This is a genomic window from Paenibacillus tuaregi (assembly GCF_900086655.1).
Classification (GTDB): domain Bacteria; phylum Bacillota; class Bacilli; order Paenibacillales; family Paenibacillaceae; genus Fontibacillus; species Fontibacillus tuaregi.
Window position 1 is genome coordinate 722,712 of record NZ_LT575476.1, and the last position, 17,452, is coordinate 740,163.

At 50.4% G+C, this 17,452-nt stretch carries 13 protein-coding genes and 1 riboswitch (1 of these 14 running past the window's edge); of the genes, 10 read left to right on the forward strand and 3 right to left on the reverse strand.

Annotated elements, in window-relative coordinates; all coding sequences use genetic code 11:
• Positions 1-64 precede the first annotated feature (64 nt).
• The 3 genes from BN6628_RS03535 (at position 65) to BN6628_RS03545 (ending at position 3,434) form a co-directional block, all read left to right on the forward strand.
• Complete coding sequence (locus BN6628_RS03535) at positions 65-988, forward strand: carbohydrate ABC transporter permease (protein ID WP_068614342.1); 924 nt, start codon at positions 65-67, stop codon at positions 986-988.
• A 1-nt stretch (position 989) separates the two neighbouring features.
• Positions 990-1,862 (forward strand): carbohydrate ABC transporter permease, encoded by an 873-nt coding sequence (locus BN6628_RS03540; protein WP_068614345.1) that lies wholly within the window; start codon positions 990-992, stop codon positions 1,860-1,862.
• Between the two features lie 135 nt (positions 1,863-1,997).
• Positions 1,998-3,434 (forward strand): extracellular solute-binding protein, encoded by a 1,437-nt coding sequence (locus tag BN6628_RS03545; protein WP_068614348.1) that lies wholly within the window; start codon positions 1,998-2,000, stop codon positions 3,432-3,434.
• Positions 3,435-4,183: 749 nt separating this feature from the next.
• On the opposite strand, the gene BN6628_RS03550 is transcribed toward BN6628_RS03545, so the two are convergent.
• Together BN6628_RS03550 and BN6628_RS03555 are read right to left on the reverse strand one after the other, a co-directional pair.
• On the reverse strand, positions 4,184-5,494 hold the full coding sequence (locus BN6628_RS03550; RefSeq protein ID WP_068614351.1) for a glutamate-1-semialdehyde 2,1-aminomutase: 1,311 nt from the start codon (positions 5,492-5,494) through the stop codon (positions 4,184-4,186).
• 48 nt (positions 5,495-5,542) lie between these two features.
• Positions 5,543-6,637 carry an LCP family protein gene (locus BN6628_RS03555; protein ID WP_068621934.1) on the reverse strand — a complete coding sequence of 365 codons (1,095 nt, stop codon included), beginning with the start codon at positions 6,635-6,637 and terminating at the stop codon, positions 5,543-5,545.
• 126 nt (positions 6,638-6,763) lie between these two features.
• On the opposite strand from BN6628_RS03555, the gene bcp reads away from it, so the two are divergent.
• The gene (bcp, locus tag BN6628_RS03560) at positions 6,764-7,243 is read left to right on the forward strand and encodes a thioredoxin-dependent thiol peroxidase (protein ID WP_068614354.1); all 480 of its coding nucleotides are present in this window, start codon (positions 6,764-6,766) and stop codon (positions 7,241-7,243) included.
• A 354-nt stretch (positions 7,244-7,597) separates the two neighbouring features.
• Here bcp and BN6628_RS03565 read toward each other — a convergent pair whose 3' ends face one another.
• Entirely contained in the window at positions 7,598-8,257 is a 660-nt protein-coding gene (locus BN6628_RS03565; RefSeq protein WP_068614357.1) for a DedA family protein, read from the reverse strand.
• 161 nt (positions 8,258-8,418) lie between these two features.
• On the opposite strand from BN6628_RS03565, the gene BN6628_RS03570 reads away from it, so the two are divergent.
• The 6 genes from BN6628_RS03570 to BN6628_RS03595 form a co-directional block, all read left to right on the forward strand.
• Positions 8,419-9,714: a polysaccharide deacetylase gene (locus tag BN6628_RS03570; protein WP_082926771.1), complete on the forward strand. Its 1,296-nt coding sequence runs from the start codon at positions 8,419-8,421 to the stop codon at positions 9,712-9,714.
• A 94-nt stretch (positions 9,715-9,808) separates the two neighbouring features.
• Positions 9,809-10,798 (forward strand): AAA family ATPase, encoded by a 990-nt coding sequence (locus tag BN6628_RS03575; RefSeq protein WP_392397624.1) that lies wholly within the window; start codon positions 9,809-9,811, stop codon positions 10,796-10,798.
• Positions 10,795-12,021 (forward strand): DUF58 domain-containing protein, encoded by a 1,227-nt coding sequence (locus BN6628_RS03580; RefSeq protein ID WP_068614361.1) that lies wholly within the window; start codon positions 10,795-10,797, stop codon positions 12,019-12,021. Before BN6628_RS03575 ends, BN6628_RS03580 begins: the two co-directional genes overlap by 4 nt.
• Entirely contained in the window at positions 12,008-14,323 is a 2,316-nt protein-coding gene (locus tag BN6628_RS03585) for a transglutaminase-like domain-containing protein (protein WP_068614366.1), read from the forward strand. The genes BN6628_RS03580 and BN6628_RS03585 overlap by 14 nt, the downstream gene beginning before the upstream one ends.
• Positions 14,324-14,378: 55 nt before the next feature.
• A complete protein-coding gene (gene guaA / locus BN6628_RS03590) occupies positions 14,379-15,917 on the forward strand; it encodes a glutamine-hydrolyzing GMP synthase (RefSeq protein ID WP_068614370.1) in 1,539 nt (512 codons plus the stop codon).
• Positions 15,918-16,155: 238 nt separating this feature from the next.
• A riboswitch (purine riboswitch) is annotated at positions 16,156-16,255 on the forward strand.
• 155 nt (positions 16,256-16,410) lie between these two features.
• Positions 16,411-17,452: the 5' portion of an NCS2 family permease gene (locus BN6628_RS03595; protein WP_068614373.1), read on the forward strand. It continues 329 nt past the right edge of the window; only the first 1,042 of its 1,371 coding nucleotides appear in the window; its start codon is at positions 16,411-16,413; its stop codon lies off the right edge, out of view.

A 17,452-nucleotide genomic window follows, 5' to 3' on the forward strand; every position in this document is an offset into this window, starting at 1 on the left:
ATGAACCGGGATGCTGGATAAGGTTCAGCCCGTGTCCGAAATAAAAGGGGAATGAGGGAGTTAGATGGAGCAGCCGGAAGTAACCGCCACATACCAGAAGCTAACAAAACCGGACTATACGGCACGATCAGGAAGGTGGAGAAAACATTTGTGGGGGTACGCCTTTCTGGTCCCCGCGATTGTGGTTTTCACCTTGTTCTTATGGATGCCTATTTTTAAGGGGATTGTCAACAGCTTCTTCCATATTGATTATGTCAAAGGAAGCAGCTTTGTAGGATTGGATAATTACAAGCAGGTGCTGAACGACCCGGACACATGGAAGGCCGTGAAGAACACCCTGTATTACATGTTCCTGTGTCTGATTATCGGGTTCTGGGTGCCTATTGCCGCTTCAATTGCTATTTCGGAGCTTCGTAAATTCCAGGGCTTTGTGCGGATATCCGCTTATCTGCCTTATGTCATGCCGGGTGTCGTGCTCTATGGGGTATGGAGATGGATGTATGACCCGGTAGGACCGCTGAATGCGGTTCTTTCGAAATTCGGTACCGAATCGATATCGTTTATTTCTGACAGTGCCTGGTCGATGATCTCCCTGGTTGTTATGGAGACGTGGCAGCAGTTTGGTTCTGCCATGCTGATTTATCTTGCGGCTGTGCTCAGTATACCGCGAGACTGGTATGAGGCCGCTGAGATTGATGGGGCGGGTGTATGGAACCGTATCCGGTACATCACCCTTCCGTCCATGAAGGGACTTATTATCTTGATGCTGATTCTTCAGGTTATCGGTACCTCCCAGGCCTACCAATCCCAGATGGCCCTGCTGGACGGTGGACCGAACAAAGCGACCCTGACCTATGCGCTTCATATTGTGAAGTATGCATTTACCAGTCAGGATTACGGTGCGGCTTCGGCGCTCGGGGTGCTTATGTTCATAGTACTTGGCATTCTGGGGATTATTCAGTTCAAGCTGAACAAGGAGGAATACTAAGATGGCAGCCAATGATAGAGGAATTCTATCCTCCTATGACCTGAAGAAGCCAATGAACAAGCTGGTATACGGCCTGATGCTGATTGTGATTGCGGGTATGGTCGTAACTATGCTGTATCCGATTCTGATGACAATGTTTAACGGGCTTAAGTCCAATGAGGAGGTCAACAGCTTTCCGCCGCACTTTTTCCCGGACTCCTGGAACTGGTCAAATTTGAAGGAAGGCTGGGAATATATTAACCTGCTGGGCTTTTTGAAAAATACGATTTTTGTGTTCGCAGGCAACCTGTTCATGACCGTTGTTGTGCTTGGATTGGCCTCCTTCAGCATTTCCCGGCTGAATGTGCCGTACAAGCGGGCCATCTATTTCTTCTTTTTGATGACCTTGTTCGTACCGGCAGCCAGCTACCTGATCCCGAGCTTTTTGAATTTAAGAGATTTTGGCATGCTCAATACGTACTGGGCTTTCTGGCTCCCTGCGGGAGCAAGTGCGTTCAATTTCCTGCTGATGAAGAACTTCTTCGACGGGATTCATATGGAGATTCTCGAGGCGGCGAAGATGGACGGAGCTTCTGATCTGACCAGCTTCTTCCGGATCGCAATGCCCCTGTCCATTCCTATCTTCTCTACCTTGGCGATCTTTATATTCTCCGCCGCATGGAATGACTGGTTCTGGCCATCACTGGTAATGCAGACCGAGGATAAGTACACGCTGGCTACAGCGATTTTTAAATACGTAATCAATGTCCGCTCGCTCGATACCAACATCAAGTTTGCCGTACTGTTCCTGGTTATGGTACCGCCTATCGCTGTATTTCTCCTGTTCCAGAAGTTCATTATGCGCGGGGTGACCATGTCTGCGGTCAAAGGGTAATCCACGCCAAGCAAGCGTAATTGCACACACAAAGGGCATAGGAATACACCTCGTGTGAAGAACGGATGTTCAATATGATGAGAGAGCAGGGCGGTAAGCCTTGAACACTAACAAATAGCGAAAAGGGGAGTTTCAATGCGCAAGTTCTCAGCAGTTCTGTTATGTATGCTTCTCCTGGGCACTATGCTCTCGGCCTGCAGCGGGGGTACGGCACCGAAGAAAGAAGCGGAGGGCTCCGGAGCCAACAACAATTCTAATACGGGTAATACGTCCGGCAGCGAAGATATCACGAAGAAGAAGATTACGATCAAAATCCATTATCCTACACCCGATTTGAAGGTCATGCGGGCTCAGGAGGATGATAAGATCAAGCGTTTCCAAGCGGAATATCCGAATGTGGAGATCATTAAGGATGACTGGCAGTACAAGATTGAAGAGATCGGTGTCAAGATGGCGTCCAATGAGGCCCCGACGATCTTTAATACCTTTGCAACCGAAGCGAATTTCCTGGTTGAAAAAGGCTGGGTAGCCGATATTACGGACCTGTATAATAATTGGAAGTACAAAGATCAGATGAACCCTGTGCTTCAAGATCAATTTGTAATCAACGGTAAAGTTTACGGGCTTGCTTATAATGGTTATGTCGTATCTACCGTACTGAACAAGAAGCTGCTCGATGCCAAGTCTGTAGCGGTGCCACCGGTGGATTGGACATGGGACGATATGCTGAATACAGCCAAAAATGCGGCTAACCCAGCCAAGGGCGTGGCGGGCATTGCCCCAATGGGCAAGGGCAACGAAGCTGGCTGGAACTGGACGAACTTCCTGTTTGAAGCTGGTGGAGAGATTGAGAAGAATGAAGGCGGCAAGGTAACCGCAACTTTCAATTCGGAAGCGGGGATTAAGGCTTTGGACTTCTACAAAAAGCTGAAATATGAAGCAAACGCCATTCCGAAGGACTGGGCGCTTGGCTGGGCAGACGCGGTTAATACGTTCCAGCAGGGCCGCACAGCCATGGTTATGGCTGGAGCTGCTGATGTGATTGAACCTGCGCTGAATCAGGGAGGCATGAAGCCTGAGGATGTGCTGACTTATCCAATGCCAGCAGCCGAGAAGGGCGGCAAGCATACAGGAATCCTAGGCGGGAATTATTATGTAATTAACCCGAATGCAACCAAGGACGAACAGGAAATGGCGTTCCGTTACATCACCTTTGATTATTTCTCTGAAAAAGGTCTTCAAGCACTGGAAGCCAACATTCAAGAACGTAAGACCAACGGCAAGTATTATGTGCCTCAGTTGATGGACTACTTCAAAGCTGACTCCGATTTCGGCAAGAAGACACAGGCCATCTATGACAAGTACGATAATATCTATAAATACAATCCGGAAATCACAGCACTGCTTGATGGCAAGCCAGAGGCTCAATTCGGCACACAGGATTATTATGCGGAGATGTCCAACGTGATCCAAGAGACCTTCTCCAAGAAGGATATGGACAGCAAAGCACAGTTGGACACAGCTGCGAAGAATGTGCAGGAAAAGGTGTTTGACAAGCTGAAAGCTCAATAATTGTTTCGTTCTCTTAAAAGAATCACATCAAATAGGCTCCTGCCCCGGCGGGAGTCTATTTGATGTAAGAGCGGGAAGGGGGCCTTGCAGAGGAAGTAGGGTAACGGACCAATAAAGGGGCAGACCAGATCAAGAAAGCAGACCAGACTGAGTGATAGGCCAACAAAGAAGTGGTTGACCGCCGTCATGCAATGCCACAGCGCGCGCTGGGGCTTCATGCGGTGCAGTAAGGCTGCGTAACCATTAAATGTTTAACACATGGACAGCTAGCTTGACTAAAATGACAGTATGGAGTAAACAACAAATCAAATAGTAGACAAGATAACAATCATGTATTGAGAGAAATACAAACTGTAGCCAGTGATAGAAAATTAATAGTAGATTACATAAGCAGGGAACAGCCTGTAGCCCCAGATCACCTTGACGTGATAGAAAATCTATGCAATGCTCCGAGCTCAATGTTCCAAGCCCAAGTCCAAATCATGAACCCCAAAGCACAAAACCTAATGTACAGATCCTATAATGTACAGACCCCAGACCCCAGACCCCAGAGCTCAAAACCCAAAACCCAAAACCCAAAACCCAAAACCCAAAACCCAAAACCCAAAACCCAAAACCCAAAACCCAAAACCCAAAACCCAAAACCCAAAACCCAAAACCCAAAACATAGAGCATCCATCCACTTGCACCGACACGAACAACAGCCCGTCCAGCTATTGCCGGACGGGCTGTTGCCATGTTCAGACTGCTTATGCTTTCATCTTGCGGAACGCATTGTCCGCTGCTTCCAGCGTAAAATCAATATCCGCATCCGTATGAGCCGTGGTCAGGAACCACGCTTCATATTTGGATGGGGCAAGGTTGACACCCTGCTCCAGCATGTGCCGGAAGAAGGCGGCGAACTGCTCGCCATCGGTGTCCTGCGCTTCATCGTAATTCGTGACCGGGTGGTCGCAGAAGTGGGTCGAGAAGGCGCCGCGGATCCGGTTGATCGTAAGCGGCACCTCGTGGCGGGCGGCGGAAGCGCCAAGGCCTTCCGTCAACCGTACGGCAAGGCGCTCCATCTCGTCGTAGACGCCCGCGCCTTGCAGCACTTCCAGGCAGGCGATGCCTGCCGAGATCGAGGCGGGGTTGCCCGCCATCGTACCGGCCTGGTAGGCCGGGCCGAGGGGAGCCACCTGCTCCATGATCTCCTTGCTGCCGCCGTATGCGCCGATCGGCAGGCCTCCGCCGATGATCTTGCCCAGCGCCGTCAAGTCCGGCTTGATGGCATCATGGTTCGCGAGGCCCGCGTAAGTCTGCGCGGACCCGTAATGGAAGCGGAAGGCGGTGATGACCTCGTCATAGATGGCGAGGGCGCCGTATTCCCGCGCGAGCTTGCAGAGGCTCTCCAGGAAGCCGGGCTCCGGCATAACCATACCGAAGTTGCCGACGATCGGCTCAACCATCACGGCAGCAACATCCTCGCCCCATTTGTCCAGTGCATCCTTGAGTGCATCCGGATTATTGAACGGCACCGTGATCACTTCATGTGCGATGCTGGTCGGTATGCCCGCACTGTCCGGGATGCCCAGCGTCGAAGGGCCTGAGCCGGCCGCGACCAGTACCAGATCGGAGTGGCCATGATAGCATCCGGCAAACTTAATGATTTTGTTGCGTTTCGTATAGGCACGGGCGACGCGGATTGTGGTCATGACCGCCTCTGTACCGGAATTGACAAAGCGGACCTTATCCATGGAGGGAATGGCCTCCTTGAGCTTAACCGCCAGCTGAATTTCCAGCTCGGTCGGCGTACCATAGAGCACGCCGTTTGCTGCCGCCCGGGTGATCGCCTCGGTAATATGCGGATGGGCATGGCCGGTAATGATAGGGCCGTATGCGGCCAGATAATCGATATACTTATTGCCGTCAACATCCCAGAAGTAGGCTCCCTGGGCCCGGCTCATGAACACAGGGGCACCGCCGCCCACCGCTTTGAAAGAGCGGGAAGGACTGTTGACGCCGCCAACGATATGTTTGAGCGCCTCCTGGTATAAGTGTTCGGATTGGTTGCGGTTCATATGACTTAATCTTCCTTTCTGATTAGGCAGCCTGCCGTTTCACATATTTTACTTGGCTGCCGAAGACTTGTTGTCCGAGGTCTGGCCGCCGGAGGCCGAGCCAGATTTGCTGTCTTTAGTATCTTTAGTGTTTTCAGTATCTTTGGTGCCTTCTCTGGCATCTTTAGTACCTTTATTATCCTCTTTGGTTCCGTTCAGAACATCTTGGACATATTCCTTCAGTTTTTTCTCACTGCTTACCCCTAGTACAGCTCCCGCTGAGGTGTTTTTCTCAACAAGCAGACTCATCGGAGGAATCTGTTCGCTGCCGTTCATTTGGCTGTCATAGCCTACGGAGGCAAGCTTCCACATATCATTCACGGTCATGTTGGTATCGATATACGGATTGATCTTCTCCAGAATGCCTGGCAGGTTCATGATCGAGGTAGTGGTTTTCATCTTCTCGGCCACAGCCTTCAGGAAATTGCGCTGGCGTTCTGTCCGTGTGAAATCGGACATGGCATCATGCCGGAAGCGGACGTATTGGAGGGCGGTTTTGCCATCCAGGTGCTGCATCCCTTTTTTGAGATCAATATCGTACTCGTGTTTGTCAGCCGCACTGACATAGTGCATATCCTTCTCTACATTGAAGTCAACGCCACCCACCGCATCAACCAGGGCGATAAAGCCTTGGAAGTCGGTGTAGACATAATATTGAATTGGAATTCCGAGCAGATCAGAGGCCGTCTGCATTGCAGACTCCGGGCCGTGCGTAATCGCGGTGTTGATCCGGTCCTGCTTCTTCTGCCCGGCTATATCGACATAAGTGTCACGCATGATAGAGAACAAGTAGCCTTTCTTCTGCACAGGATCTATGGAGGCTACAAGCATCGTATCGGACCGGGGGATTTCCCCCTTCTTCAATCCGCGGGCATCCACGCCCATCATGAGTATATTTACACGTTCGGTGCCTTCCCATTTCGGAGGGGAGTTCACCTTCGTTTCGGTTGGAGCAATTTGATGGAACGGAGAATTCTCTCCGACCTTGTGGAAGTTGTTAACCTGGTTATAGATGGCAATGAAATACCAAGCTGCAATAGAAAGAATGATGATAAATACGGCAGCGGCAGACCAGATAATCGTCCTCTTTGTTTTTTTCGTCATCACGTTCGTCCCTTCAATAACCATGGTTGCTCTTTAGCCTAATTGGTATATACATTATAATTTCTTTTATATGTACAATCAATTTTCCTGTTTATTGTTACAGGTTAAAAAAGAAAGGGGCTTCTTATGATAGATCAACAGGTACAGCTGGGACAGCCAGTTCCTGACTTTACGCTTCCATCTGTGGGTGGAGAAGGGGATACCGTAACTTTAAGCCAGTTTCGGGGAAGCAAGGTGGTTATCTATTTTTATCCCAAGGATATGACTCCTGCTTGCACACAGCAGGCTTGTGATTTTCGCGACAGCGCCTCTTATTTTGCATCCAAGGGGGCTGTTATTATCGGCGTAAGCGGGGATGAGCTGAAATCCCATGTGAAATTTGCGGGCAAGCATGAGCTTCCTTTCCCGCTTCTGGCGGATACAGAACATATAGTCAGCCGGATGTTCGGAGTATGGCAGCTTAAGAAAATGTACGGCCGTGAGTTTGAGGGAATTGTGCGTTCGACTTTTCTGATTAATGAAGAGGGCATTTTGGTCAAGGAATGGCGCAAAGTCAGAGTGCGCGGCCATGTGGATGAAGTGCTTCAGGAGGTTAGCGGCAGCTAGCAGGGGGAGAGAGTTCTTCATCCTCAAGTACAGTGCGTGTGAGAAGCCTAAGGCTTACCAAGATTCAATCTATATAAAGCGAACTTTAAAAATTAACTGATCTCAGCGGAGAGGCCGAGTGATTCTGAAGAAGCAGAGCGTCCGCCTTTGTCTCCGAAATGCCCCTACTTGGATATTTAGTTCAAGCATTTCGGAGACAACAGCGGTTGTAAGGACACTCGGCATCGCAGCGCCCCATAAGGGTAACCTTAATAAGTTCATTTTATATAGCTATAAAAAAATAGAGGCCATCTCATGTCATGATATGACCGTGGGAATGGCCTTATTTTGTGCTTCACCCTGGTAACCAGAATGTTATTCAATCTCAGAGGTCTCTGATTTGTTCTTGGATTTGCTGAAACGCCGGATCATGAACTCTTTAATGGATCTGCGGTACCGGAATAGGGCGACAGCCAGGATGATAATCACAAGGGCGATCCCGGCTGCAGCGGAATACGTGGCTGCGAGGTGGAACATTTTGCTCCACTGGGGACCGAATATCCTGCCGATGCCGATGAACAAGGCAGTCCAGAATAGGGCTCCGGAATAAGCGTATATGGCGAACTTGCGGAAAGGCAGTGAAATAATTCCAGAGAAATAACCGGTAATGTGACGGACACCCGGGATAAAGTAGCCGATGAAGATCAAGGTGTAGCCATACTTCTCGAACCAGTACCGTGCTGTATCCAGCTTTTTCGGAGGCAGGAGGAACCACTTCCCATACCTTTTAATAAAAGGAAATCCCGCTTTTCGTCCAATCCAATAAGTAATTGTGATTCCAATCGTGGTTCCCAAGAACGCAATTACAATGAGCAAAGGCCAAGCCAGCAGACCTTTATAGGACAAGTATCCGGCATAGGCCATCGTGGTCTCGCCCGGGAAAGGCAGTGCGATAAATTCAAGAACTAGCCCGATAAAGAGAACCCAATATCCATGGGATTCAAATAAAGTTTCGAGGTACTTCAGGAAGTCCATCATTTTCTTCTCCAGCTCCTAACCTTATCTATTAAGAGGATAGATAAGTCCTGTTTCTATTTTATTATTTCATATTTAGATAGAAGTCTATTTCCGAGGAAGCCTCCATATAATCTATCAAAAGCAGTTATCATTCATAGAACTGATGGAGGTTATCTACAATGTCCAGAACCTTTCTGCACGTTATTAAGCGGACTTTTGTGCCATTTCTACTAGTGATCCTTCTTATCGGAGCGTTTCATCCATCATTAAACCTTTCTTGGAATTCTACGGCTTCGGCACAAGAAGAGTTTCAACCAATTTTGCCAGGAAGTCGTCTTGCCGATCTTAAGCCGCTGTCCTCCTCTGGTTCAGCCCTATCAACGACACCTGTATCCTCCAGTTCCGGGGTCAAGAAGAAGGTTGTGTATTTGACCTTTGATGATGGGCCAACCAAACTGACGGACCAAGTGCTGGCGATCTTGTCTAAGAATAAGGCCAAAGCCACCTTTTTTGTGCTTGGTGAGCAGGCAGAGAGGTATCCTGAAGTAATCAGACGCATATCAGAAGGTGGACATGCTCTTGGAAATCATACTTATGATCACGTGTACAAAAAGCTCTACCACAATTTTAGCGAATTCTGGAGACAAATAAAACAAACGGAGGAAATCCTGCGGAATATCACGGGTTCAAGGACCCCATTGGTCCGGGCGCCGGGTGGAACGTATGGTCATTTTGACAGCAGTTATTTCAGTCTCCTTAAGAGGGGGGGATATGCGGTTTTTGACTGGGATGTGGATACCCGGGATTCCTCACGCAAAGGGGTGCCTTCGTCTGAGATGATCCGCAACGTTAAATTGGCGGAGCTGAAGGATCAGATCGTGGTGCTGATGCATGACGGGGCTGGACATGAGCAGACGATAAAGGCGCTGCCACGCATCATTGAATATTACAAGTCGCACGGATACGAATTTCAATCTCTAAGCTCCAAGGTTAAGCCTGTTCAGTTCTCTATTAAGGCTAACGGAGTATGGGGTTCTAGAATAAAGCCAACAAAGAAATGGGTTGAGGACCATGTAGTCCCGAACGCAGCATTATTTCAGGAGGGGCGGCAGCTTGTTCTGAGCACAGGGGGCGTAGAGACTGAAATGGGGTACGGGGAATACGAGTTGTCTGAAGGAAGGTATAAGGTGCCTCTTCGAGCAGCAATGGAACGTCTCGGGGCTTCAGTCCAATGGAGCAGTGTTAACCGGGCGGCGGTAATTACCTGGGGGAAAAAGACATTGACCATTAAGGTGGACTCAAACACTGCTGAGCAGATGACGATTGGAAAGCAGGGATCAGCTGGGGTCCCGTTTGCCCTGGAAACGAGGGGCGATACCGTATGGGTTCCTCTCCGCAGCCTGCTCGGCCTGCTTGGGCACCCTATCGTTTCAGTGACCAAAGACCGTGATTATTACAGGGTCAAAGCCTTGTAAATGAAGCTGCCAACATCTCTTTGACGTCTATTTCGGGAACAATATGGTGACACTAGTTACTAGATTTTTTACCGGAGTAGAGGAGGTATTGGACTTGTTGAATTCTACCGGCTTGTCTCACGAACAGGCTTCCAGCCTGCTGGAACGCCTGGTTAATCAGGTCGACCGGGTTGTACTTGGTAAACGGCGTGAGATCGAGCTTATCTTAATCGCAATGCTTCAAGGGGGACATGTTCTGCTTGAAGATATTCCTGGTGTGGGCAAAACAACCCTGGTACGGGCCATCGCTGCAAGTATGGGAGGTTCGCTTGGACGTATTCAATTCACCTCTGACTTAATGCCCTCAGATGTTACAGGTGTGTCGGTGTACCGTCCACATAAGGGGGAATTTGAGTTCAGAGCGGGTCCTATTCTATCGAATATCGTGCTTGCCGATGAGATTAACCGGGCGGCCCCCCGGACCCAGTCTGCACTGCTCGAAGCTATGGAAGAGCGCCGGGTAACCGTTGACGGGGTGACCTATCCGCTCCCGAAGCCTTTTCTTCTGCTGGCTACCCAGAATCCGCTCCAGTTCGAAGGAACATACCGTCTGCCAGAGGCACAGATGGACCGGTTTCTTATGCGCATAACGCTGGGATATCCGGGTTCTGAATATGAGATGGACATGCTCGGCCGGCACCAGAGCGGTTCACTGGTAGAAGCCCTGAAGCCTGTCCTCCTCGCTGAGGAAATGGCGGGAATGCAGCGTCAGGTAAGGGGAGTTATGGTGGAGGAATCCATTAAGCGTTATCTTGTTACCATTGCGGAGGCATCCCGCCGGCATAAGCGGATATCGCTTGGAATCAGCCCGAGAGGAACGCTGGCCTGGATGGGAGCCGCTCAGGCTTATGCATATTTTCATGGAAGAATGTTTGTGATCCCTGATGATGTGAAGTCTGTAGCGGCTGCCGTTCTTTCACATAGGGTGACGTTAACTCCAGAGAGCAAGTTGTCTGGGACAACCGGTGAGGAATTGATTCGGGAGATTCTCGCGCACACTCCTGTGCCGGTATCCCGAGGCTCAGTGAGGAGGGCTTCGTCATGAGGATCTCGCTTTATCCGTGGCTGTGGACTGGCGCTGCAGCTATGTTGCTTATGACAGCCTATGCCTCGTATGGAGGGGCTTCCATGTTGTTTCTGCTTGTTGTAACCGGTCTGATCATGCTTCAGGGAGCCGTAGTACAGGCTGGAAGGCCGCGTATGACCCAAGTTCGCAGACATTGGCTCCCTGCCCGGCCTTCAACTGGCGACACAGGATATGTAAGCTACGATATTCGATTTGTGGGGGGAGTCCCTCCACTTTGGATCGAGATTTCCGATCCGCTGATCGACCAGGCCGGGAAGATGGAAGGGCTTCGGATGTTCACCGGCTTCCGCCGCCATGTCATACTGCCAGCAGCAGTAAGCTCTCTTCAGAGGGGAGTATACTCAGGAGGACGGGTTCAGATCACCTGTGGGGATGTGTTCGGTTGGTTTAAGCGCTCTCTCTTCGTGGAGGCTGACGGTTTATTAACCGTGATTCCCCAGACCGCCGTTCTCCCTGCGAAACCAGGGGTTCTGGAACAAGGAGACGGAACCACGTCATTGTATGGGCCGGAGGGCAGGGAGAGAGGGACTCTAATCAGGGACTACCAGCAGGGGGATTCATGGAGAAGCATTCACTGGAAATCCTCTGCCCGGAAGTCCTCATTGCTGGCCCGCCAATCCGAAGACAGCGGACCTGTGATGCAGGTGTTTCTGCTTGTTACAGACCCGGCCTGCTACTCACCGGGTGCTGTAGAGTTCGAGACTGCCGTCTCCTACACCGCTTCATTGCTGCGGCGGGAGGCAGAAGGCGGGAGAGGGGCCAGGCTTGTCCTTGGAGGTCCTGACGGACGGATGACCTACCCCTGTGAGCCTGACCAAGATAAGGGTATGGAGTGGCTTGCCGCAGCTAAGCTCGTTTCCTGGACACCAGGGCATCATCTATTGATCGAAACGGTTCAGGAGAACATCCATGCGGAGATTACATGCCTCGTTGGACAATTAACCCGTGAGCTTGCCGCGGCGGCTGCATCTGCAGCTATAAGGGGGATCAAGCTGGAGATTGTGATCACGGGGGACGAGCAAGAGGGAGAGCTTCCGGCTGATCCAGCCGACCAGTCCAGGGAACTGATAGAGCAGCTTCGTCATACAGGAGTAGAGGTAAGGCGTTTAAATTCCTCCACGCTTAAGAACATCGTGGCTGGCGGGAACGGCAGAGGCGGGTGGGAATATGCCGAGGCTTAAGAAATCCTTTCGCCAAACCATCCTTAGCTTCAAAGAGGCGGGGGAACACGCGCTATTGTCCCTGTTTATTTTTGGACTGTTCCGGGAGTGGCTGGAGCCGATTGCCAAGCTGCTTGGGCCGGAAGCGGGCAGGTCCTTGAATCTCTTTTATATCCTTACCGTGGTCCTTCTAATACTGGGGTGTTTTAAGCTGCCTGGACTTGTTCAATTCCTTCTGCCACCAGTGCTGTGTGTGACCAGCATGGTTTATTTATACGGCGGCAGCCGCGGCATAGGGTGGCTTGAGGTGTTTCTTCAAATGATAGCCCAGGATATATCCGGTGTGGCGGACACGGGCAGACTGAACGGGCTTAGTCCAGAAGTTAGAATGTTTGTGCTGCTGCTGGGCTGGGCACTTCTTGTCGTGTCAGTTCAGCTGCTTGCTGTTAGCCGCCAGAGCATTATGCTGTTCTTTATGGCTACTTTGCTCTACCTGCTCAGCCTGGAGCTTGGTCTGGGCCTGAGCATTTATTCGGGGCTGGTTAGAGCTGTGCTGATTGGGCTGCTGCTGCAGGCTTTATTGTTCGTCTTGCGGCTTCAGGAAGAGGATGAGATTCCTGTGAATCCACATCCGGCAGTTATTGGTGAAACCGATACCGTTACCGGAAACAAGAGTAGACTTCAGGCGTTCCCGTCTGTCCGGGTTTTTGCGGTAGTCATATCGATTGTACTGGGGAGTATTCTCGGGCTTGCCAGTCTGGTTCATGCTCTCCCTGTTCAGTCGGCCAGGGCTTTCTCGTTCCAGCAGGTTATGGCCAGTCTGGAGGCGTGGACCAAATCGGCCGTGCCGGCGAACGCTAGAGTGATTTATAACCTGTCGGGATACGGCAGTGATGACGGGGAACTCGGCGGGCCCCTGACGCTCAGAAATGAGGAACTGTTCACCGCCATCTCCCCATTTCCGACCTACTTTCGTGGAGAGAGCAAGAGCGAATACACCGGTAGGGGATGGGAAGAGCCCGACCCGCAGATGGAGAGGCTGAACGTTAACGGGCAGGTTCCGGTCCGTGATGGCAGCCGCCCAAGGGGAAGGGAGTTCGAACAGACCATAGTGTTCAAGGAACCCCAGAGCGGTAAAGTCCCTTTGGCTGGCGGCGGGATTCCCACAGCGGTAAAAGAAGTAGTAGTCGGCAATTTCAAGCTCCCGCTTCATGATCTTCAGGCGTTCCCTTCTTCCGGTTTGGTCCTCTATGATGAGCCTGGTCAGTCCCTTTCGAGATATTCGCTCAAGGTTAGAGATCAGTACGCTGCCCCGGAGCTCCTTAGAGCATCCGGTGGGGATGATCCCGCTGATGTTGAAGGCAAATACCTTGGGCTGCCTGCTTCCCTGCCTACTGAGGTGAGAACGCTTGGGGCTAATCTGACTAAAGGATCAACAAACCGTTATGATTCAGTTAAAAAGGTGGAAACATACTTAAAGGACAATTATAGATATGACTTGCAGACAAGCGCTCCTCCTGTTGGAAGCGATTTTGCCGCGGACTTTCTGTTTGTACAGAAAAAAGGTTACTGTGACCATTTCTCAACGGCGATGACGGTCATATTAAGAACCCAGGGCATACCCGCCAGATGGGTAAAAGGGTACGCTTCAGGCCAACCTGAATCCGGCAACACCCACGCGTACGCGGTGTCTTACGCCGATGCCCATTCGTGGGTCGAGGTGTATTTTCCCGAGGTAGGCTGGGTTCCCTTCGATCCGACTCCTGGGTTTGAAGCACCTCAGGGGGCAGCTGCTCTAGAGAATGCAGGCGGTGGACGCTCGCCCCATCACTTCTTTGCCCAATGGATGCAGGCTGCCGGCCAAGGACTAAAGTCAGCCAGCGCTTTCTTTTCTGGAATCGCCTTGTGGATGCTCAAGTACCTTTTGGAGCTGATTGTAGGCGGTCTGGTCTGTAGTCTGTTCTTCATGCTCTGGAAATACCGGCCTTATCTCACAGCGTACTGGGCAGCAGCGTTGCTGCCTTATTGGAGAAGAGGGCAATTTCCTGGCCGCGTTGAACTGCTGCGCACTTCCGACTATACGTGGAACTGCCTTTACGCAAGGTATGGCCGTAAGCCGCCAGGACTTACCGGAAGAGAATATGTCCAGAATCTAAGTGGGCTTTGCCTAGAAGAGAGGACACGGCTTGACCAGTTTGTAAACGTATGGGAAGCCTTAAAATATGGAGGGAAGGATCTGGATCGCTCCGCGACCCTGGCATTTCTACGGCAGTGCCGCAAGATGGCCGCAGTATGGGCAAAATCGGAACCCGATCTTCCTTGACGAGCCGTTTTGTCGTTTCGTATAATAAGACCCATGAATTGAGGGAGGCTCGGAAATGAATAAGCCAAATGAAATGATTGTCGTCCTGGACTTCGGGGGACAGTACAACCAGTTAATAGCCAGAAGGATTCGCGATCTTGGTGTGTACAGTGAACTGCTGCCGTATAACACAACTGCTGAGCGCCTTCGCGAACTTGCGCCTAAAGGGATTGTGTTCTCCGGCGGGCCGACAAGTGTGTATGCAGAGAATGCGCCACAAGTGGACCCTGAGATTTTCAACCTGAACGTGCCGATCTTCGGGATTTGTTATGGAATGCAGTTGATGGCCCACCAATTGAACGGTAAAGTTGAACGGGCCGCCAAACGGGAGTACGGGAAAGCGGATGTTCGCTTCGCTGAGCATTCCGCATTGACTAAAGGTCTGGATGCGGAGCAAACGGTATGGATGAGCCATGGTGACCACGTGGTGGAGCTGCCTGAAGGCTTCCAGATCGATGCGGTTACCGAACATGCTCCAATTGCTGGCTTCAGTCACAAGGAACGTCACTTGTACGGTGTTCAGTTCCACCCGGAGGTTCGCCACTCAGTACACGGGAACGAGATGATCCGCAACTTCCTCTATGAAGTGTGCGGCTGTGAAGGCAACTGGACGATGGGGACGTTTATCGAAGATACAATCAGAGACATCCGCGAGCAGGTCGGGGACAACAATGTGTTATGTGCTCTGAGCGGAGGGGTAGATTCCTCTGTTGTGGCGATCCTGCTTCATAAAGCGATCGGGGACAAGCTTACATGCATGTTCATCGACCATGGTCTGCTCCGCAAAGGCGAGGCTGAGAGCGTTATGGAAACCTTCGTTGGCAAGTTTGACATGAAGGTTGTCAAGATCGATGCGCGGGAACGCTTCTTGTCCAAGCTGGCTGGTGTGGATGATCCAGAACAGAAACGTAAAATTATCGGAAACGAATTTATCTATGTGTTTGACGAGGAGTCCAAGAAATTTGACCATTTCAAATTCCTGGCTCAGGGTACGCTCTATACTGATATCGTAGAGAGCGGTACAGCAACAGCTCATACGATTAAGTCCCACCATAACGTTGGCGGATTGCCGGAAGATATGGATTTCGAGCTGGTGGAGCCGCTCAAAGCGTTGTTCAAGGATGAGGTTCGTAAAGTCGGTGAAGAGTGCGGCCTTCCTACGGAGATTGTCTGGAGACAGCCGTTCCCGGGTCCGGGTCTGGCTATCCGGGTTCTGGGCGAGGTTACGGAAGAGAAGCTGCAAATTGTTCGTGATTCCGACTATATCCTGCGTGAAGAAATTGCCAAGGCGGGCCTTGACCGCGAGATTTGGCAGTATTTCACAGCTCTGCCGAACATGAAGAGCGTTGGGGTTATGGGTGATGCACGTACGTATTCCTATACTGTAGGTATCCGCGCCGTAACGTCAATCGACGGCATGACTGCGGACTGGGCACGTATTCCTTGGGACGTGCTTGAGAAAATTTCGGTTCGTATCGTGAATGAAGTGGATAACGTGAACCGGATCGTGTACGATATCACATCGAAGCCGCCGGCTACGATTGAGTGGGAATAAAGTTTAGTCAAAGAGCAGTATTCCTGGATAGGGAGACTGCTCTTTTTTATGTTGTGGAGTCGCGAGAGTAATTCAAAAATTAATTGAATTGTAATAAATGTTTACTCCTAATGGTAAAACACGAACATTAAGCCGGGTGTGATAAATATCATTCGTATTTTCTATTGACAAGACTCGGCTTCAAGCCTAAAATAAATCAGGTAAACCGCGTTTATGCGAGTTACAACGAGAATTTTCGACAATACTATAACCAGCTTTTCGTATAATTCCGGGGATTGGCCCGGTTGTTTCTACGAGGTCACCGTAATGATCTGGCTACGAAAGATTGGGCGCTTATTAGTTTGTACAGGCACAAGGACAAGGGCTTCCTGTTCTTGATCGGCAGAGCCATGGCTTGTGCACGGCGTCCTTTCCATGAGCTTCAGAACCGGGGACACAGTTTCCCGGTTTTTTTGTCGTTGATGACTCATACTTAAGGGGGAGAATTTCTACAATGGATCGGTTCTTTAAGTTGAAGGAACATGGTACGAACGTAAGAACAGAAGTGATTGCGGGAATTACCACATTCATGACAATGGCGTATATTCTTGTCGTGAACAATATTTTTCTCGGGCCCACTGGTGCTGGAATACCTGCTGACGGCGTGTTCTTTGCTACCACGGTTGGTGCCGGGTTGATCACGATACTGATGGGATTGTTCGTGAATATCCCAATCGCGCTTGCTCCAGGTATGGGTTTGAATGCTTATTTTATGACGATTGTATTAAGCTCTAACGGGGCGATTACTTGGCAGGCTGCGCTTGGTGCGGTATTTATCTCAGGTATTATCTTTTTGATCCTGACGGTGACCAAGGTAAGGCAGCTGCTGATTAAGGCAGTACCGACAAGCCTCAAATCCGCGATTACCGTCGGAATTGGCTTGTTTGTTTCCATACTTGGTTTTAAAATGAGCAATCTGATGGTTGCCAACCTTTCGGGCGTCAAAGATGCTTCGCAGACGGTACCAGGGAGCAGCATGAATTTCGCTCTTGGGGACATTGTTCATAGTCATGATGTTCAGCTAACCTTGATCGGATTGATTGTAATTGCAATACTTATGGTACTTCGTGTAAAAGGTGCGCTGCTTATCGGGATTGTTCTCACAACGCTGATTGGTATTCCTATGGGAGTAACTCATACAGAGGGATTGTCCGGCGCACACTGGATTCCAACCTTTGATAACCTGGCTGTTGGACAATTTGATCTGGCAGGGGCTTTCAAAATTGGATTGTTTGAGATCGTATTTATCTTCACTTTTGTGGAGTTGTTTGATACCTTCGGAACCTTGGTCGGTACGGCTACCCGTGCGGGACTGATGAAGAACAAGGAAGAGGGCGAGAAGAAGATCGGAAAGGCCATGCTTGTCGATGCAATCGGCGTCAGCGCAGGCGCGGTGCTGGGTACGAGTACGATAACTTCTTATGTTGAAAGTACGGCCGGTGTTGCTGAGGGAGGACGCACGGGTCTGACTTCGGTAACTACGGGTATCCTGTTCC

Bases quoted from the DNA above. Each gene is read 5' to 3' on its own strand.
- BN6628_RS03535 (WP_068614342.1), top strand. From the start codon at position 65: ATGGAGCAGCCGGAAGTAACCGCCACATACCAGAAGCTAACAAAACCG.
- BN6628_RS03540 (WP_068614345.1), top strand. From the start codon at position 990: ATGGCAGCCAATGATAGAGGAATTCTATCCTCCTATGACCTGAAGAAG.
- BN6628_RS03545 (WP_068614348.1), top strand. From the start codon at position 1,998: ATGCGCAAGTTCTCAGCAGTTCTGTTATGTATGCTTCTCCTGGGCACT.
- BN6628_RS03550 (WP_068614351.1), bottom strand. From the start codon at position 5,494: ATGAACCGCAACCAATCCGAACACTTATACCAGGAGGCGCTCAAACAT.
- BN6628_RS03555 (WP_068621934.1), bottom strand. From the start codon at position 6,637: ATGACGAAAAAAACAAAGAGGACGATTATCTGGTCTGCCGCTGCCGTA.
- bcp (WP_068614354.1), top strand. From the start codon at position 6,764: ATGATAGATCAACAGGTACAGCTGGGACAGCCAGTTCCTGACTTTACG.
- BN6628_RS03565 (WP_068614357.1), bottom strand. From the start codon at position 8,257: ATGGACTTCCTGAAGTACCTCGAAACTTTATTTGAATCCCATGGATAT.
- BN6628_RS03570 (WP_082926771.1), top strand. From the start codon at position 8,419: ATGTCCAGAACCTTTCTGCACGTTATTAAGCGGACTTTTGTGCCATTT.
- BN6628_RS03580 (WP_068614361.1), top strand. From the start codon at position 10,795: ATGAGGATCTCGCTTTATCCGTGGCTGTGGACTGGCGCTGCAGCTATG.
- BN6628_RS03585 (WP_068614366.1), top strand. From the start codon at position 12,008: ATGCCGAGGCTTAAGAAATCCTTTCGCCAAACCATCCTTAGCTTCAAA.
- guaA (WP_068614370.1), top strand. From the start codon at position 14,379: ATGAATAAGCCAAATGAAATGATTGTCGTCCTGGACTTCGGGGGACAG.